Source organism: Parapedobacter pyrenivorans (assembly GCF_014636865.1).
GTDB classification, from domain to species: domain Bacteria; phylum Bacteroidota; class Bacteroidia; order Sphingobacteriales; family Sphingobacteriaceae; genus Parapedobacter; species Parapedobacter pyrenivorans.
In genome coordinates this window covers 2,539,235-2,558,341 of record NZ_BMER01000001.1, presented here as the reverse complement: position 1 = coordinate 2,558,341, position 19,107 = coordinate 2,539,235, and the positions used below count along the sequence as shown (strand labels likewise).

The window sequence follows — 19,107 nt, the reverse complement described above, 5'->3', positions numbered from 1 at the left end:
TGCCGTCAAACATAGTGTAAACGAAGGACTTTTTCAACTATTTTAAAACCGCCACCTCCATTGGATACGAATATCTGAACGACGGTTGCCGGCGATAGCGTCCAATCCACTGCCTACCTCGGTGACATCACGATATACAAAGGTTGCATACCTCAGCCATATATCCATCTTCCGTGCAAATCGATAGCGAAGGTTGAGATACGCGCGGATGCCGTCATTATGATATAAGGGAAAAGAATAGGCATACAACACATCATTCTCGTATGCATAGATGCGCGTATTGTACCCGGGAATACCGAACACCGCTAATCTCATATTACCGCTCAACCTGGCATGCATAGGCTTGTAAATAACATCATGGTATACCATCAATCCCAGCTCGGTCACATCACCTTCCTTTTGGTAATGCGAAAGCTCAACCCGGTTCCGCATACTCCAAATGGCATTCAATTTATACTGTCCATTTACGCGGACCTGCTGGCGCGACACATCACCGAGCGTACGGTGTGGGAGTTCTAATGTCGCATTTTCTTGCCGCTTACGGTAGCGGTAGCGAACCGAAACATTGGCTTTTTTGTACCAAGTGAACGTAAATTGCGTAAGCATATCAATCCCATGCGAAGGCGCATCGACCCGGTAACGAAGCCATGGGAATTGAAAGAAATCGGCGTATACCATCCACTCGACTTTCCTGCTTGGATGGTACACCAAACCGGAATAAAAACCACGCTCGTTGGACACGCTGCTTCCCGTTGCAAGGCCCTGACTAAAAAAAGAATGGTAATTGCGCTGGTAGTTACGGTAATGCAACGCCAGTGACAGGTGCGGATGCAAAGTCGCAATCAACCCATTGGCGAAAGCAAAACCACTGCCGTGGCTATGTGCAGCCTCGCCAAAAAGATAGATCCCCCGCCACGAGTGATTGTAATAGATGCTGGTATTCCACAATGCTTTTCCACGAAATGCATATTGATTGCGGAGTAATTGTCGGGGCTCGACAGCCTTATCAAATCGGGTATAATAGGATGTTATTCCCATCCGGAGTCGTCTGTATTGGTATTGCACATTGGTTCCCGATACCCACTGCTGTACCGCACCACGGTTAGCAACCTCTGCTGGAGTACGGTGGAGACCTGCCTGACTTAGGGAACTGACAGCGGATATACTGTCTCCCATATGAGAAATCGACCCATCGAGTCGACGTAACGAAAGAAAAGGGGTAACTGACAGATGTCCAAACGCCAAGGTAGCTGCCCCACCCCGTAAAAATAACACCTCATTGGATGACGTATAAGGCCGTAAGCCCGTGGCTTGCTTGGCGATACCCTGTATCATAGCCCCCTTACCGAATCCCAACCCACCCCACATGGCCAGTCCTTGCCCAAATTGCAACGCGTAGTCACCCACTACCACATCCGTTAACTTACCCTGATTACGGATATAGAGGCTACCGGAATAAAAGTCAAAGCCGTATCGCTGAGCTCCAGCGAAAAACGCTTCGCCTGCATCTTTTTTCATATTGAGTGCAACCTGCACGTCGCGACCGAATTGATAGCGATAGCGCGCAAACACTTGATCGGGGCTACCCAAGTATCGCGAGCGCGCAGTATCCGTAATCTCATATCCCCGTCTTCGTTGAAGGATACGTCCATACCTAACCATCAGTTCATGTTCCCCCTCTCGGAGCAACTCGACCATACCAACATCGGAGAGTGAGCTTGAAACACCTACGGTAACATAGGGTAAAAGCAGTCTAAGCAACTCGATATCCAACCCTTCAATGGCCTGCAGTTCATAAATCGCAACAAACTTTCCGGAACGATCACGATGCTCCAAAAGATTGTCGATAAACAGTTGGGGTACGAATTGGAGGTCCCTCAGCGCTCGCCCATCGGTATTATTAAGGTCTATGGGGTGCCTTTGATAGTAGTCCAACCGTTCGATCAATTCCGAGAAATCAAAATCTTCAGCCACTTCCTCTGCGGTAAGTTCGGTCAAACGCTCGACAATTAGGTCAACGTCCGTCTGTGCACTTACGGCATACATATGCAGCAAACCGATTACCAAAATAATATATCGACTAAAATGCATAGCATACACCAATTTGGGGCGACGTGCCCAGGCGAGGGTGAAATGTGGCCGCAGCATCGAACACAAAGCGGAACCAGCGGACACCAAAACCAGCATGTTGTTGCATGGGGTTGATGGATACTCCACCCCGCAAACACAGGATTTCACCTATACGGTATTCAACTCCGAAATGCCCTCCTAAGGCACGAGCTGTTTGATACGCCACATCGGCGGTGATAATCACTTCCTTCAGCGGATAGCTCAACCCAATCCGCATGAACGACGGAATAACGCCGTATGCATCCACACCATAGCCCGTGTTGCCTAGATTGGTGTATTGAAATCCGATGATGGAACCCTGTTCAAAATGGTACTGTACCCCCATATCTACCGATAGGGAAAATGTGTACAAATAATTCGGTATGTAAAGTTGGTGGTAGCTGGCCATCATACCAACGGAAAATCGGGGCCCAAACTGTCTCGCAAAAGAGAAACCGGCCTTTGTATCGTCGTATGCTCGCTTCAGTCCGTATCGGCTTACAGCCAATCCGAATGTTCCCAGACGAGTAGGCACGCCCACCAAGGCCGCCTGTGTAGTAATGGCTGTTGTCAAGAAATGGTGTTGATAGTTAAGGCCTATTTCAGTACGCTGCAACCCTGTCAGACCAGCTGGGTTGGCGGTCAGGCTATAAATCCCCTGTAAGGCGGTACCCGTATGACCCATGGCCTGGTAGTTTGGACCTGTATAGGTTTGGGCGATGCTTTCATAGGAGATTAGGAGGAGTATGAGACACCTTCCAATCATGGAGGTGAATCTATTTTAAAAAAATGATAGTTGAAAATGAAAAGTGGAAAATTAACCTTCCATCCCTCATTTTCAACTATCAATTACATACTTTCAACTATCATTTAAACCTGGTAATATTGCTCCCAGCCCTTGCGGGGTGGCGGGCCCATCAACAATTCGTTGGCCATCTTGTTATTGGTGATTTCTTTCTTCCTCCGGTTAAATTCCAGTTTGGTGTTTAGCTTTTGGGCCAACACGCCCAGGGAAAACACTTGGCTCAATGGTCCTGAGACTTCAAACGGTGAACGGGTCTTTTCCTCTCCTTTGCAGGCTTTCAGAAAATTAGCAAAGTGATTGGAAGGACTAACCGGCACTTCCGGCAATTGTGAAGCCATATCTTTGGCTTTCTCTTCGGGGATAATGGAGAGTGTGCTGCCATGCGAACCGCCTTTGAAGGTCAATTCCTTACCATAAATGATTTTACCGGGGTTCAGTTTCACCGGTTCGAGCTTGCCCGTGCTGGGTGGCGGGATATTGGGGTCTAATCCGGATACGCCATAACCTTCGGGAATCGGTGGCAGGTTGTCCAATCCGTCATACCACGTAATATCAAGCGCAGGCATTCGTTTGCGTTTCGGGAACCTGAACACAATTGTAGATGACATCGGGAAGAAAAAGTCGTTATGCCCCGTGGCCTTCGTGCATTCCACCTCATAGGGTAGACCCAAATCCAAAAACTCATGGGCGGTGTCAATGATATGCGCTCCCCAGTCTCCTAATGCGCCCATCCCGAAATCATACCAGCAACGCCACTGCCCATTGATATAGTCTTTATTAAAATCATGCTGCTGGGCAATAGCTGAGTGCCATAAATCCCAATCTAACGAGTCTGGAATCTGTTGCGCGGGGGGAAACGATTTGATATTGGGATCCCACCCATGCCAGCGACGCGGCGAATTCATGTGTGCCGTCATCGCTGTCACATCTTTGATGATGCCTGCGTCCACCCATGCCTTGAACTGAAAATAATTGGCGTCTGAATGCCCTTGGTTGCCCATTTGAGTAACTACATTTTTGTATTTCCGAGCGGCTTCCATAAGCAATTCACACTCCTGGAATGTACGAGCTAACGGCTTCTCCACATAGACATGCTTACCCAATCCCATGGCATGCATGGTAATTGGAAAATGCGAATGATCGGGAACGCCGATTGATACTGCATCAATCTGGCTCCCCATCTTATCGAATAGCTGCCTGAAATCCTGAAAACGGGGTACATCAGGGAATTGCTCCAACACTTTAGCGGTATGCGGTGCTCCCATATCTACATCACACAAGGCGACGATATTTGCCAACCCCGTCGCATATAGCTCACGGATGATTTCGCCGCCCCGGTTTCCGATACCTATACAAGCTAAGTTAACACGTTCATTGGCAGCTGCTAATTTAGGTTTAGCCATCAGCAAGCTTGGAGCCATGGCTGCCGCAGCGGAAGCCAGCATTGCTTGTTTAAGGAAAATTCTTCTTGAATATTCGTTCTTGTTCATCTAACTTGATTTATTGATTGAAAAAGCTCTTTATTTGTTAATTTATCGAGTTATGCCGAAGCGTCTGATACCCCTTTAAAATAACCCACACTCTCCGCAAGTCCAGCTAACGGATCTTTCATATCCTTCTCAAATTCCAGGCTGCACTTCCCATCATAGCCAACGTTGCGCAGGGTATTGATGAACTTAGGAATATCGATGACGCCTCGCCCCAACTCGCAGGTCTTTCCATCTTTTGTAGCAGCCGTAACGTTCTTCAAGTGGATATCAAATATCCGCTTGTGGTATCGCTCCACATCGCGGATGGGATCCTGCCCGTCGCGCATATTATGCCCCATATCGAAGCAAATACCCATGCGGGCGTCCAAGTTCTTGACTAATTCAAAAATACTGGTTGCATTCGGATACAATTTATCTTCCGGGCCATGGTTGTGTATCGCATACCGGATATCGTATTCGGATGTTTTGCCAGCAATATACTCCAGATCCTCTTTATTGGGTATACCAATAATCAACTTGACCCCTGCCCGCTTTGCATATTCAAAGGCATTGTCAATCTCTGCCTTGGATTTGGTCATATAAAGAGGCCCAACGGCATAGCCGGCAACGTCCGATTCTGCCAACTTTTGATGGAACGCCGCTATTTCAACATCGGTGCTCGTTAACGGGAGGTGAAAGTCCTTAATACAAAGGTAGTGTACGTCCATTCGTTTCATCATCGCCAATGATTCATCCAAGCCGAAATGCACAAAGCTATATCCCGCAATACCCAAATCAAATCGATCGTTGCGATACGTCTTCTCGCCTTCCCGGCTCGTTGAATAGGCCGATGCAGCCAAGGGCCCGATAACGGTGGCAGCTGATACTCCTAATAATCCTTTTTGAATGAATGTTCTTCTCGTTTCCATTAATGTTTAACTAACTGATTGAATATATTTGGTCATTTTCTTCTGTTCCAGATTTCCATTTGCTTTTTTATTGGCAATAAAGCTTGCGTAAATTACCCATGTCCATTTATTTATGGCAATTTATGCAGGTTTCATTATATTAGCCCGATGGACCACAAGCGAGCTACCATCAAGGATATTGCGTTAGCATTGAAACTTTCACCGTCCACTGTTTCGAAAGCACTCCGGGATCATCCTAACATCGGCGTGACCACCAAAGAACGCGTCAAGAAACTTGCTGAACAACTCCATTTCGTTCCCAATCAGACAGCTATTCGGTTCAAACAACAAAAATCGTTTACGCTGGGCATCCTCATACCCAGCATGCTCGACCATTTTTATGTCGCCGCCGTGGAAGGCTTTGAAAAGTTCGCCTATGACAATGGATACAACGTACTGATCGGCCAGAGCCACGAAAGCCTCCAACGGGAAAAAGAACTCTTGCTCACCATGCAAAGCAACCGTGTAGATGGGTTGATTATTGCGATATCGCGGGAAACTGTGGACACCACCCATATCAATGAGTTTGTCCAGTCTGGCACACCCATTGTGTATTTCATGCGCAAACCCATCAATGAGGAATATCATTGTGTTTGCAGTGATGTGTATACCGGTTCCATCGATGCTATCGCCTTTTTTGTATCCCGAATGCACAAACGTATCGGTTTCATCAATGCCTCATCCTATTGGACGACGAGCCGGGATCGGTTTCTTGGGTATCGCGATGGACTGATCCAGCACCGGATTCCTTTCGACAAATCACTCGTTCAGGAAAGTGACTTTACCCAAGAAAGCAACTTCCAAGCCACGCGCCGATTAATGCAGCTCGACAAACCACCTACCGCCATCCTTGCATTCAAGGATCAGGTGATGCTTGATGCGCTTAGCTGCCTACGACGGGACTTTGCCACAAGAGCCGATTCCATCGAACTGATTGGCTACGGTTCCAATCCAATGATCCAATACCTGGAACGCCCTCCCCTCGCTTCACTCAAAGAACAACCCTTTGAAATCGGGCAAAAAGCAGGTTTATTGTTATTGGACTTGGTCAACCATCCGCAAACAGGATACCAACCCCAGCTTGTTAAACTACCTTGTGAATTGCAGGTTTTCTCCAGTTATAAACAAAGGTAAAGAAAGCCCCATTCAATTGAATGTTTACTGCAAAACTTTCAAACCCGACGCAACATTGGCCATTAAAAAGCCTGTTTCCAGTGCTTTTCAAACGATGTACTTGATTTTTTGCTCTTCTACCGGTTGACGCTACCGAACAGTGATTTCGTCTGCGAAAATCCAGGCGGGGTTGCCGTTCGCCGGATATCCCGCAGGTATGGGTATATAGGGCTCTACCGTTAAACGGAGGTAACGGATATTTTTGCCACCTACCGGAACATTTACCAAACGTGTTGGCGAAACCTGCTCTGGCTTATGCAATTCCGGACGGAATCGGGAAAGCAATTGCGCACTCACCGAATCCGCACCGCCCCATACTTCTACCCATTCCGGCGGATAGATATGACTGCCATAATCCTGTTTAATATCGATGCCTATTGTATCGACGCCTATGCCCGTATCGAAATGCATGGAAGCAATTATCGGCCGACCATGAGATCCTAGCCATTTTCCGTCTGCATGATTGTTGCTCCCGCTTTCCAAGTCATACAACGAGTATGCACCCCTTCCTTTATATCGCGGATCCGGTTGGCTCAACAGAACAACCTTGGCAGGGCTGTGGGCGGATCGGTGGAAAGCCCGTTTTATCTCCCTGCTCGAAAGCCATCCAGCCTTATACCCTTTCACCCGCACCACGGTAGACGCGGCGACATCAAACGGAGCTTTGTAGATCATTGAATGCACACTGTCGGGCTCAGCGCCATCAAGGGTATAACGGAGTTCAACGCCAGTCACCGGATGGGCTAACGTTACCTGTATCTTATCATTGAAAAACTTGCTTACCGGGGTTATAATCGGGTCATTCAATGGCAGTACCGTGCTACCGTCGTCTACGTAGCCACGCTCAATGCGTACGTGCTTGTATTGTTGCTGGAGCCGCTCTAGCGCAGCTGCATCAATCCCCGTATTCCACACGTACACCGTCCGTAGCGCCGGTGCGGATAGCACTTTGGTCAGGCCAGCTTCGGTCATGTCTGTACTGCTTAGGCTAACGGATTGCAGTTTCGAAAGCTGGGAAAGCATCTCGCTCCAGCTATCATCCACAGGAGTACCGTTTAGCATTAGCTCCCGCAGGTTAGCAAAAGCACCCAATACATCACGGTCGCCCCCGGTCAATGGCATTCCGCTCAGCGTTAACGAAACCACCTGCTGGTTAATGGGCTCCAGCTCCCGCAATGACCGGTCGTTGTAAAATGCCTTTCCAAAATAACCAACAGCCAATGCAGGCGAGGTCTGTGCCAGCGGCTTGACAACCCGATAAGGGCTATTCAATTTTTCAATTATTTCGGCATCCGCGGCTGCAAAATCAAACGTCTCTTCAGCCGCATCATACAGCGTAGCGACCAGGTAGCGGATGGTATCGTTGGGGGGCAATTCCGCCAGTGGGATATTAAAATCAGCACCGGACGCAATCCAGGCATCAATTAGGGCCAACTCCTCCGATGTCAGCTGTGGTTTACCCTTCGGCGGCATGCGATGTTCATGATCCAGATCCAGCAATAGTCGTTGCATCATCAGGCTTTCTCCTACCGAGCCCTTTACCAGTACAGGCCCATTTTCACCCCCCTTCATCAAAGAAGCCGTATCCGCCAGCACGAGGTCACCCTTCGCCTTGTTCGTGCTGTGGCAGCTCAAACATTTCGCCTTCAAGATGGGGTAAACCAGGTCTTGGTACACTACCGCTGTCGCCATGTCCAACGTTTTCTGCCTGTTGTCACGCAGGGGTTCAAACAGGAAATCATCACCATGGGTCAACCCGGCACCCTGATGCCCCGCTACCAGCAATACAACCAGCGAAAGGCTCAGTCCCGCCAGGAAAAACCGGTGATGGCGGCCTGCGCGTTCCGTACTCCATCGATAGTACCACAGCAAGCCGTTAGCTAAAAAGCACAATACCACACCCATCCATTTATGCCACAAAAAGCCACTACCCTCATACCCACCTTCTTTAGCGAGCAGCAGCCCCGCTACCACGGTGATGGCAGCGCTCCAGGCGCTGGCAAACAGCAATACGTATATAAACCGCTTGGCCGCGTTTTGCGGAATCCCCAGCCGGTCGCCAAACCAGGACAACCCCCATGCCAGCACCAGTAACACAATCGGAAAATGCAGAAACAATGGATGCCCCCGCCCTAACACCTGCAACGCGGGAGACACAACAATCCTACTTTCGAACAGCAGGAAAAAAAGGATAAATACATTAAGTCCGATCAGCAGGTTCAGCAGCAGCGCATGGATGGTTCTCATCGTTTCCCTTACACCAGAATATCGTTCACCACAGTACCGGCAACATCGGTGAGGCGATAGCGCCTGCCCAAGTGCCGATACGTCAATTTCTCATGATTGAGCCCCAATTGGTGTAAGATGGTGGCATGGAAATCATGTACGTGCACGGGATCCTTTACAATGTTATAGCCAAATTCGTCCGTTTCACCATATACCATTCCCGGTTTCACACCGCCTCCGGCCATCCACACACTAAAACAGCGTGGGTGGTGATCCCGGCCATAGTTGTTGTATTCCAGATTACCCTGGCAATAGTTTGTCCGCCCGAATTCCCCCCCCCAGATCACGAGTGTTTCATCCAGCAGCCCCCGTTGCTTCAGATCCGTAATCAACGCGGCCGACGCTTGGTCTACGTCTTTGGCCTGCATGGCCATCTCGTATGGCAAGCCGCCGTGCTGGTCCCAGCCCTGATGGTATAATTGTACAAAGCGCACACCATTTTCAGATAACTTACGTGCCAACAGGCAATTGGCCGCATAGGTACCCGGCACAAGGCAGTCGGGCCCGTATAGTTTAACGATGTGGTCCGGCTCCTTTGAGAGGTCGGTCACTTCCGGCACGGACGTTTGCATGCGGTAGGCCATTTCGTACTGCTGCACTTTTGCCGTGATTTCGGGGTCGCCAAACGCTTCAAACTGCAGGCTGTTCAGCTCCGCCAGTTTATCAAACATGGCCCGCCGGCTCATGCGGTCCGTGCCCGGAGGATCACTGAGATACAGTACCGGGTCTGGTCCGCCCATGAACTGCACCCCCTGATGCACCGAATCCAGAAAGCCGTTGGTCCATAGTTTGGAGTAAACCCCCTGCCCATTGCCCTTTCCTTTAGACACGAGTACGCAGAATGCCGGCAGGTTTTGATTGTCGCTGCCCAGCCCGTAGCTTAGCCACGCGCCCATACTGGGGCGATTACCCTGCTGCGCACCCGTTTGGAAAAACGTGATGGCTGGATCGTGGTTGATTGCATCGGTATGAAGCGAACGAATAATGCACAGATCGTCTACCACGTTGGCCATATGAGGAAATACCGAGCTTACCCATGCCCCACTCTTGCCATATTGCGCAAAATCATAGTATGAACCCACCAGGGGAAAAGTTGCCTGGCCGGCCGTCATGCCCGTGAGCCGTTGTCCTCCACGTATCGATTCCGGCAGGTCCTGTCCCATCATTTCCCGTAGCTTGGGTTTCGGATCGAACGACTCCAGTTGGGACACCCCTCCACTCTGAAACAGGTAAATCACCCGCTTTGCCTTCGGGGCAAATTCCGGAAGCCTCGCCATCAGCCCTTCTTCATCCACACCACCGCCAGAAAACAAGTCCGGTATCAGCAATGAGCCCAACGCCGCACTTCCAATACCGATGCTCAGCCGTGAGAGAAACTGCCGCCTGTTTTGGAATAGACGGGCGTTCGCTACCTCTTTCGCAATCATTTCGTCTTTCTTCATGCTATACGTTCATCTTTTTCAGCTATCGGCGATTAGCCGTTCATCATGTCCGCGTAATGGTTTCCTCCAGGTTATACAAGGTATGAACCACCGCCATTAACGCCGCCTGCGCCGCAACCGGAACACTTTTTTCCTGCGGGGCCTCCCCCACATCCAAGAAAGCCTCGGCCTCCGACGGCGATCCCCGGTAGCGTTTCAATTCGCTCTGATAGTAATCTTCCAACAGGTCCATTTCCTGCGTACTCGGCTCCCTACTCAAGATTCGGAGGAATGCGCGCTCAATATAGTTACGCGTTGGTGCTTCCGGTGAGGCAGCTAGCAGCTTCCCGGAAAGTACCCGCGACGCTTCAAGGATTACCGGATCGTTCAGCATGACCAAGGCCTGAAGCGGAGTATTCGTACGTTGGCGGGTTACTTCACACATGTCTCGGTTACTGGCGTCAAATATCAGCATGTTCGGCGGCGGAACCGTCAGCTTGATGAACACATACATCCCCCTGCGGTACAGCGCACCGCCGTGATCCTGCACATAATTGGTCAGCGCGCCCCGTCCGGAACTGGTTACTTCCCATATACCGTCGGGCTGGTAGGGTTTCACACTAGCGCCACCGATTTCCGGATTCAGCAATCCACTACTGGCCAGCACCAGGTCGCGGATGGATTCTGCCGGCAACCGCACCCGCTTGGCCCGTGCCAGGTAAACATTGTCTGGGTCTTCTTGAAGGTGTTTTTTTGTAACCTGCGACGACTGACGATAGGTGGCACTCATCACAAACTGTTTCATCAACCGCTTCACATCCCACCCGTTGTCGCGGAAGTCGGCAGCCAGCCAATCCAATAGTTCCGGATGACTTGGGAGTTCGCCCTGATTACCGAAGTCTGCCACCGTAGCGACCAGCCCACGTCCAAAAACCATGGCCCACAATTGGTTTACAAATACACGGGCAGTAAGTGGGTTATCCTTGTTGAAAGCCCATTCCGTAAGTCCCAACCGATTGGACGCATATTGAGTGCTGTCAAATTCCAGCACAGATTCCGGCGTTCCCGGGTAAACACGTTCCGCAGGTGCATCATACACCCCTCTATCCAGCACGTACGTTGGCCTAACCTCGTCACGTTCGCCCATCACGGATACCGATACGGCCGACGTATCTTCGCCTTTATTGATAAATTGCAGAATGCTCTCCACATCCTGTTGGGTAATCGTAAGGCGAGGTGTTTTCGACGGTCCGGAATTAACTAGTCCTTCGAGCCCCTTCTCCATCGAATTATTGAAAAAGGCGTATAGTTCAAAATAATTCTTCTGCGAGAACGGGTCGTACTTATGATCGTGGCACTGTGCACATTCCATGGTAATACCCAAAATCCCTTTGCTGAAGGTGTTGGTCTTATCAATCGCATAGGCCACCCGGTATTCCTCTTCGATCACTCCGCCTTCTTCGGTAATCTTATGGTTCCTGCTAAAAGCAGAAGCCAGCAATTGCTCCTTCGTCGCATTGGGTAACAAATCGCCCGCCACTTGCCACGTTACAAATCGGTCATAGGGCATATTCTCATTGAAAGCATGGATTACCCAATCGCGCCATGGCCACTGCGTACGGATATCGTCATCCTGGTACCCATAAGAATCCGCATAACGTGCCACATCCAGCCAATGCATAGCCATGCGCTCGCCATAGGCTAGCGAAGCAATGAGTTCGTCTACTGCGGTTTCATACGCCTTTTCGGAGTTATCTGCCAGAAAACGTTCGAGCTGCTCATCAGTGGGCGGCAGTCCGGTAAGATCGAGGCTAACGCGTCGTAGCAAATGATGTTTTTCTGCCACGGGGTTAGGTTCAAACCCCTTCACTTCCATCCGTGCCAGCACAAAGCGATCCAACTCGTTGATTGGCCAATCCGCATCATCCACCTCCGGAACTTCTGTCTTTTCAGGCGGGGTAAATGCCCAATGGGGCTTGTATTCCGCTCCCTGCTTAATCCACCGTTCAATGAGTTTGATCTCATAGTCGTTTAGCGCTAGGTTGGCCGATACGGGGGGCATCCGCACGGACTCGTCATCACTGGTCATCCGCAGATAGGCCTCGCTTTGGTCTGGATGGCCCGGCACAATCGCGTGCATACCGGCAGTCTCCACCAGTGCCTTGTAGGCACCCTCCTCCGTATCCAGCCGTAGATCCGCTTCGCGCGCATTCTTATCCGGCCCATGGCAAGCAAAGCATTTGTCTGATAGGATCGGTCGGACGTGAAAATTGTAGTCGACTACCGCCGGCAACGGCATAGAACCGCCCATGCTGCTTGTTTGGCTTCCGGAGAAAAAATAAGCGGAAAGCAACACCACAAACAACAGAATCAATATGCCAATTAGCCATTTCGGCGAAAGAAAGCGCCTCATAATCGATTCAAAATGGTACGTACAATCAAATGTAGCAAAAATATCCCGAAGTACGATATGCTAAATGGCCTAAAGCAAAGAATTCTGAATGACAGTAGAATACGCTATGGCAATGCAAATGCCACATAACTATCGCCTTTATTCGTACCAAGCTTACCTCCTCCACAGGCTATCACGACATATTGCTTTCCATTCAACTCGTAGGTAGCGGGAGTGGCAAAACCTGAAGTCGGCAACTCATATTCCCATAATAATTTCCCTGTGCGTTTGTCAAACGCCCGGAAACGGTTGTCCTTCGTTGCAGCAATGAACAACAAACCGCCTGCCGTCACTATCGGACCGCCATAGTTTTCCGTTCCGGTGATGGGGATACCTCGTTCTCGAAGGGCACTTATCTCGCCCAATGGGATCTGCCAGACATGCCGACCCGTATTGAGGTCTATTGCCGTAAGCGTACCCCAAGGCGGGGTAATAGCAGGGTACCCGCGTTCGTCCAAAAATTTATTATAGCCATTGAATACGTAGGGTACCTCGGAGACGTCATCTACTACGGCAGTAGACACCTTTTCAAACACTTCTTCTTTTTCCTCCCCGAAAATGTAGTTAATGAGTGATTGCTTTTCCTGTTCTTTGATTGTTGTAAATCCCGGCATCATCCCTTTCCCAGCAGTAATCATATTTGCCATCTGCTCCCGCGACAGCCGTGTTTTCACATCGATTAGGCTTGGATAGCCACTTCCCGGACTACCGGATAGATCGGGTTTATGGCAAGTACGGCAGTACGTGTTATACAACTGCTTTCCGGATGATGGGCTGGCACCTCCATTCATTCCATCTGTCGGGCTGAGACTGAACAGCCAGGCCATCTCGTTCGCATTTACATAGAGTACGCCGCTTTCATCGACCGCAGCCCCGCCCCACTCGGCACCGCCATCAGCACCTGGGAAGACAATCGTTTCCTCGAATCCCAAGGGGTGGAACAAGCCTTTATTGGCCTGTTGAAAAACAGTGAGAAGCGAATCACGCCTATCAGAAAACCAGGTGATATCCGCCTCGGTCAACACTTGCCTCGCGAAGGGCTGGGGTAGGCGGGGAACGGGTTGGGTGGGCCATAGTTCCTCACCCGGCAATCGGGACGATGGTACCACTACTTCATCAATCGGGAAAATGGGTTCACCCGTCTCCCGGTTGAATACAAAAATGTAGCCCGACTTCGTGACTTGCGCTACGACATCAATGGACTTCCCTTCTTTATGGATGGTTAATAAGTTGGGCGGGGCCGGAAAATCGCGATCCCAGGTATCGTGATGTACAGCCTGGTAATGCCAGATATAATCACCAGTCTGTGCATCCAACGCGAGCAGCGAATTGGCAAACAGATTTTTGCCTTTCCGGTTGCCACCATAGAAATCAAATGCCGCCGATCCAGTGGGCACGAATACGATTCCCCGCTTGTGATCTACGGCCATCCCTGCCCAGCTATTTGCGCCACCTATCGAAGGATCTTTATACGCTTGCTCCGGCCACGTATCATGCCCCATCTCGCCAGGATGTGGAATTGTACGGAATACCCATTCCAGGTTGCCTGTGATAACGTTGAATGCCTGGATGTATCCGGGAGCAGCGGAAATGCCCTCCCCCACGCGTATAGGCATAATGATGATATCCTTGTAGATTGCTCCAGGAGTCGTGGAAACCACATATTTATCCGCCGCAGCGTCGCCCAAACCGGTCTTTAACCCTACCCTGCCCCCATCGCCAAAGCTCATTATCGGTGTTCCCGTTTCGGCATCAATAGCATACAGCCAGGATTTGGAAGCAAAAAGCAGGCGTCGATCCGTATCATGCTCCCAATACGCTATGCCACGATTTACATGCGATGGTCCCGCTGTATCGGCCTCAAAACGCCACAATTCTTTACCCGTTGCTGCATTCAACGCAAAAAGGCGATTGGAAGCTGTTACACCATATAATTTTCCATCGATCATCAAGGGGTTGCATTGCACTTCTCCTGAATCGAGTGAATGGTATTCCCATGCTTTTTGCAAGGAACTCACATTAGTGGTATTGATTTGTGAGAGCGCAGCATAGTGGTTCCGATCGGATCCCCCTAGATATTCCCGCCATTCCCGATGGTGTGCGTGATCTGAAATGCAAGTAGAAAGAAAAACCAAGGATGTCACGCATCCCAAGAACCAGGTCGCTTTCCAACGATGAACGATTCTTTTCATAATCCAAGTTTTTCAGGCCGTAATAGGCACCTTACCACTCAGCTACACTTCCATCTGAATGCCGCCAAACTGGGTTTTGCCACTGATGCCCAACAGTCGCCATTTTCCGTACATGTTCTTCATTGATCTGGATGCCCAATCCCGGATTGTCTGGAATGTTAACATATCCGTCTTTGTATTCAAAAACGGTTTTGTCCGACAAATAGTCAAGCAGGTCACTTCCCTGATTGTAGTGTATACCTAGGCTCTGCTCCTGGATAAACGCGTTGTGGCACGTCGCATCGACCTGCAGACACGCTGCCAAGGCGATAGGGCCCAATGGGCAATGCGGTGCGGCAGCGACATCAAACGCTTCCGCCATGGAAATGATTTTCTTACACTCTGTAATCCCACCTGCATGGGATACGTCCGGTTGGATAATATCCACATAGCCGGCATTCAGCAGCGTCTTGAATTGCCACTTCGAAAACATTCGCTCACCCGTGGCGATAGGAATAGCCACGTGATTTGCTATTTCCCTTAGATCCTCATTGTTTTCCGGCAACACCGGCTCTTCGATAAACATCGGCCGGTAAGGCTCAAGTTCCTTCGCTAGTATCTTGGCCATCGGTTTGTGCACACGTCCGTGGAAATCGATACCTATTCCAAAAGCGGGACCTACAGCCTCCCGCACTGCCGCAATGCGTTTAATGGCCTCATCTATTTTATCGTAGCTATCCACGTATTGCAATTCTTCGGTCGCATTCATCTTAACGGCCAAAAAACCATTCGCTGCCATTTTCTTTGCTGCGAGACCAACATCCGCAGGGCGATCGCCACCGATCCAGGAGTACACTTTCATTTTATCCCTTGCCATTCCGCCTAGCAGTTGATGGATTGGGGCATTGTAATACTTGCCCTTGATATCCCACAGTGCCTGGTCAATACCGGCCATTGCACTCATCAGTATGGGACCGCCCCGATAAAAACCGGCCCGATACATCACATTCCAATGGTCCTCAATCGGCATAGGGTCCTTACCCAATAGATAAGTCATCAATTCATCGACCGCTGTCTTTACCGTCGCAGCTTTCCCCTCAATTACAGGCTCCCCCCAGCCCGTAATCCCTTCATCCGTTTCGATTTTCAGAAACAGCCACCGGGGTGGCACTTGGAATAACTCGTAGGATTTGATCTTCATATACGCTAAATGGTTTAAATGGCATTTGTACAGTTTGTCATTCGGTTATGGCGTCAACGAATTGCCGTGCGCGCTCGGTAATTTGCTCAAAATATCGGGAAGTCATGGGCTGCTTGGTATCCACCAATGCGCTACCTATACCAAAGCCCACAGCCCCAGCATGTTTAAAGTCCTTGATATTTTGTGGCGTAATACCACCCGTTGGCAACAAGGGTATTTGCGGTAACGGCCCTGCAATATCCCGAATATATGCCGGTGATGTAGCGGGAAAGACCTTCACAATGTCTGCACCATTTTTATATGCCGTATAAATCTCGGTAGCGGTATAAGCTCCCGGTATACTGACTACGCCCAAGTCCTTTGCCTTCCTGATGACCTCCACGGCTACGATGGGTGAAAGCACAAACCGCGCGCCGGCCGCCACCGCCACTTCCGCCATATCGGCATCGAGCACGGTTCCTGCACCGACCACCATTCGGTCACCAAACCGATCAGTGATCTGACGTATAACCGATAGCGGTTCGTCGGAATTCATCGTAATTTCCAATATCCGGATACCACCGGCATATAACGCTTCAGCAACCGCAACCCCATAGCTGGGGTTCAGGCCCCTGATAATTGCTACGATTTTTTCTTCGGTAATGCGCGATAAGGTAGACATAACAGCAAACTTAGTTAATTCTTTCCAAACAATTCATAGAGTTCATTTTGGGTAAACGGCTTAGCCCGATCGCCGAACTTCGACCGTACCATTCCCAAATCTTCTGGCAACACCTCGTCTTTGGCGACATTTCCCCAAGCATGACGGATGTAACTTAGCAGTTCAGCCAGTTCCGCATCACCAATAGTCGGGTTATGCGCGATACCCGGCATTTCACCGCTTACCTCAGGCGAGTTATAGGTGTGCCCGGCAACGTCTACCGGTCCGGTGAGGCCGTATAAGACCAGTGCCATTAGGCGCTCCTTATTCCCCGTTACCCATTCGGATCCCGCCAGAGGTGGAGCAATTGGCGAAACGCCACGACCATCCTCTCCATGGCAGGGCTGACACGTCGTTTGGAACAGGGCGGCACCCTGCGGAAAACGCGTGGCCAACAGGGACTGATTATGGCTTTCTTCCTTACCCTTCATCTCGTTTACGACGACAGAAAGACGGCGATACAATACAGAAGCCGTGTCTATTACTTGTTGACTGGCTATTTCTCTTGCAACCCGGTCTTCACGGCCTTTCCATCCGCTTATCAACGCATCTACCACATAACGGTTATCTGAGTAGCCCACAGTCAGCTGTCCGGTCACCTGTGCGATTGCTGCGTGACCAGCGGCCATGGATGTAATGACAAATGCGGCATAAGGTGCAAGCAACGTATCAGCGGCTTTGATCGTGGTTTCGACCAGATCAACCAACTGCTCCGGTGGAACCTCGTCGCCCAGCGAAGGAAGTGCAGCCAGTGCCTGGGCTTGCACATGCCATTGCGGGTACCTCAATACTATCCGCACATCGTCAATCGTCAACAAACCCAATCCTTCAAGTGTCCAAAGGGCGTGGATAACCTGCAACGGATTACGCCCAGTTTGCAATAGTGAGCGCAAAGCACCCGCCGCATCGTTTGCCTGCCGGTCTATCAACACATGTTGTGCTTTATCCCGTACCCATCCATTCGGGTGCCCCAATAAAGCAATCAGCGAATCGGTGCGTTGGGGCATCGTTACCCAATCGCCCTTCTCAGCCTTCGGGAATACCCGATAAATCCTTCCCATACCCAATGGCAGCGTTAATCCCCGCACTGCGATTTCATTTTTCAAATAGGGTGTAAGGTAGGTACTGTGTTGGATGATACCCCGATACATATCCAAAATATAAAGGGATCCATCGGGGCCGTCATAAAGATTAACGGGTCTGAATCGCTCGTCGTGGCTGGCCAGGAATTCTCGTCCTTGGTAGGCCTGCTCCCCGCTCACCAGATAACCTTCCTTTTTCAACACATTCCGTTTGATCAGGTTTGCTGATGGCTCAGCCACGAACGCATTCATCCCAGTAATCACCCCACCGCGGTATACCAACGGCCCGCAGGCCGCCGTGAAGTTCAGTAAGCGACCAGCACTGTCAAGGACACCGTCCATGTAGCCCCTATTTACGCCGGTCGTGGGATGGACGGGGTAAACACGTTTATCGGGCACAACAACCTCGCCATATCCGGCTACATTACGTTGGTTCGGATTACCAACGCCCAGACCGGGAGGGAAATAATCTCCCGAAAGGTTGCTCGAATTGTCGTTGTAATAGAGTCGCCCCCAATTATCCTGGCTGATTCCCCACTGTCCACGGAAGTGGGTCTTTTCCTTTTGCCAAGCACCATCCGAAAGCCTTCGGTAGCGTCGGTCGTATTTCGCGCTGTATATCCAATTGTCCAGTGCGCGGAGCAACCCATTGGGTTGATGCTCTACATTACCGCCATCTGCATAGACACTGTCTACCAACGTCTTGCCGATCGGTCGATCCGCTTCGATTTCGTAAAACCACAAATTAGGCGGTTCAGCCATGAGTAGCCCGCCATCTACCAGGCAGATTGCCCTGGGCATGACCAGCGAGTCTAAGAATACGGTTCGTTCGTCCATTCGGCCGTCACCATTCCGATCTTCCAAAATGACGATTCGCCCTACCGGTGCCTCTTCACCGGTACCTAGGGTATCGGGCATATAGCCATCCATCTCCACGATCCACATCCTACCCCGTTCGTCGAATGTCATCGCTACCGGCGCAGCGACCAAGGGCTCGGACGCGACCAATTCAACTTCGAAGCCTTCTGCCACTTCCATGGCCCTCAACGACGCTGCAGGGGATAATACACCATCACTATCCTGCCCAGTACAAGCGCTAAATAGCCAGCAAACAACGAAGACAACAGTTATCGTAAAAAAATATGTTGTCCGTCTATCAACGACGTGGCACCGTTTAGGATTACTGTTACTTTTAATTTCCACGCGCCAAATTTGTAAAATTAAGGGCAGACATCCTAAAGTCACGTAGAAACTTCGTACCTCTTTTTTT

At 50.2% G+C, this 19,107-nt stretch carries 12 protein-coding genes; 1 reads left to right on the top strand and 11 read right to left on the bottom strand.

What is annotated here, in order from left to right; genetic code table 11:
* Nucleotides 1-42: 42 nt before the first annotated feature.
* From IEV98_RS10025 to IEV98_RS10010, 4 genes are all read right to left on the bottom strand, one after another.
* Nucleotides 43-2,091 (bottom strand): helix-hairpin-helix domain-containing protein, encoded by a 2,049-nt coding sequence (locus IEV98_RS10025; protein ID WP_188505703.1) that lies wholly within the window; start codon nucleotides 2,089-2,091, stop codon nucleotides 43-45.
* Nucleotides 2,081-2,875 (bottom strand): PorV/PorQ family protein, encoded by a 795-nt coding sequence (locus tag IEV98_RS10020; protein ID WP_188505702.1) that lies wholly within the window; start codon nucleotides 2,873-2,875, stop codon nucleotides 2,081-2,083. Before IEV98_RS10020 ends, IEV98_RS10025 begins: the two co-directional genes overlap by 11 nt.
* Nucleotides 2,876-2,979: 104 nt before the next feature.
* Nucleotides 2,980-4,404, bottom strand: coding sequence for a Gfo/Idh/MocA family oxidoreductase (locus tag IEV98_RS10015; RefSeq protein WP_188505701.1), 1,425 nt, complete (start codon nucleotides 4,402-4,404; stop codon nucleotides 2,980-2,982).
* Between the two features lie 50 nt (nucleotides 4,405-4,454).
* Nucleotides 4,455-5,312, bottom strand: coding sequence for a sugar phosphate isomerase/epimerase family protein (locus tag IEV98_RS10010; protein WP_188505700.1), 858 nt, complete (start codon nucleotides 5,310-5,312; stop codon nucleotides 4,455-4,457).
* 147 nt (nucleotides 5,313-5,459) lie between these two features.
* Between IEV98_RS10010 and IEV98_RS10005 the strand changes: the two genes are divergently transcribed.
* Nucleotides 5,460-6,485 carry a LacI family DNA-binding transcriptional regulator gene (locus tag IEV98_RS10005; protein ID WP_188505699.1) on the top strand — a complete coding sequence of 342 codons (1,026 nt, stop codon included), beginning with the start codon at nucleotides 5,460-5,462 and terminating at the stop codon, nucleotides 6,483-6,485.
* 129 nt (nucleotides 6,486-6,614) lie between these two features.
* Here the strand turns inward: IEV98_RS10005 and IEV98_RS10000 are convergent, their stop codons facing one another.
* The 7 genes from IEV98_RS10000 to IEV98_RS09970 form a co-directional block, all read right to left on the bottom strand.
* Nucleotides 6,615-8,771, bottom strand: coding sequence for a c-type cytochrome domain-containing protein (locus IEV98_RS10000; RefSeq protein ID WP_188505698.1), 2,157 nt, complete (start codon nucleotides 8,769-8,771; stop codon nucleotides 6,615-6,617).
* An 8-nt stretch (nucleotides 8,772-8,779) separates the two neighbouring features.
* Nucleotides 8,780-10,252 (bottom strand): DUF1501 domain-containing protein, encoded by a 1,473-nt coding sequence (locus IEV98_RS09995; RefSeq protein ID WP_229738657.1) that lies wholly within the window; start codon nucleotides 10,250-10,252, stop codon nucleotides 8,780-8,782.
* Between the two features lie 43 nt (nucleotides 10,253-10,295).
* Nucleotides 10,296-12,644 (bottom strand): PSD1 and planctomycete cytochrome C domain-containing protein, encoded by a 2,349-nt coding sequence (locus tag IEV98_RS09990; RefSeq protein ID WP_188505697.1) that lies wholly within the window; start codon nucleotides 12,642-12,644, stop codon nucleotides 10,296-10,298.
* Nucleotides 12,645-12,748: 104 nt separating this feature from the next.
* Complete coding sequence (locus IEV98_RS09985) at nucleotides 12,749-14,875, bottom strand: outer membrane protein assembly factor BamB family protein (protein ID WP_188505696.1); 2,127 nt, start codon at nucleotides 14,873-14,875, stop codon at nucleotides 12,749-12,751.
* 31 nt (nucleotides 14,876-14,906) lie between these two features.
* Nucleotides 14,907-16,055, bottom strand: a complete 1,149-nt coding sequence (dgoD, locus tag IEV98_RS09980) for a galactonate dehydratase (RefSeq protein ID WP_188505695.1) — start codon at nucleotides 16,053-16,055, stop codon at nucleotides 14,907-14,909.
* Between the two features lie 37 nt (nucleotides 16,056-16,092).
* On the bottom strand, nucleotides 16,093-16,716 hold the full coding sequence (locus IEV98_RS09975) for a bifunctional 4-hydroxy-2-oxoglutarate aldolase/2-dehydro-3-deoxy-phosphogluconate aldolase (protein ID WP_188505694.1): 624 nt from the start codon (nucleotides 16,714-16,716) through the stop codon (nucleotides 16,093-16,095).
* 14 nt (nucleotides 16,717-16,730) lie between these two features.
* Nucleotides 16,731-19,040 carry a DUF7133 domain-containing protein gene (locus IEV98_RS09970; protein WP_443094350.1) on the bottom strand — a complete coding sequence of 770 codons (2,310 nt, stop codon included), beginning with the start codon at nucleotides 19,038-19,040 and terminating at the stop codon, nucleotides 16,731-16,733.
* Nucleotides 19,041-19,107: the final 67 nt, after the last annotated feature.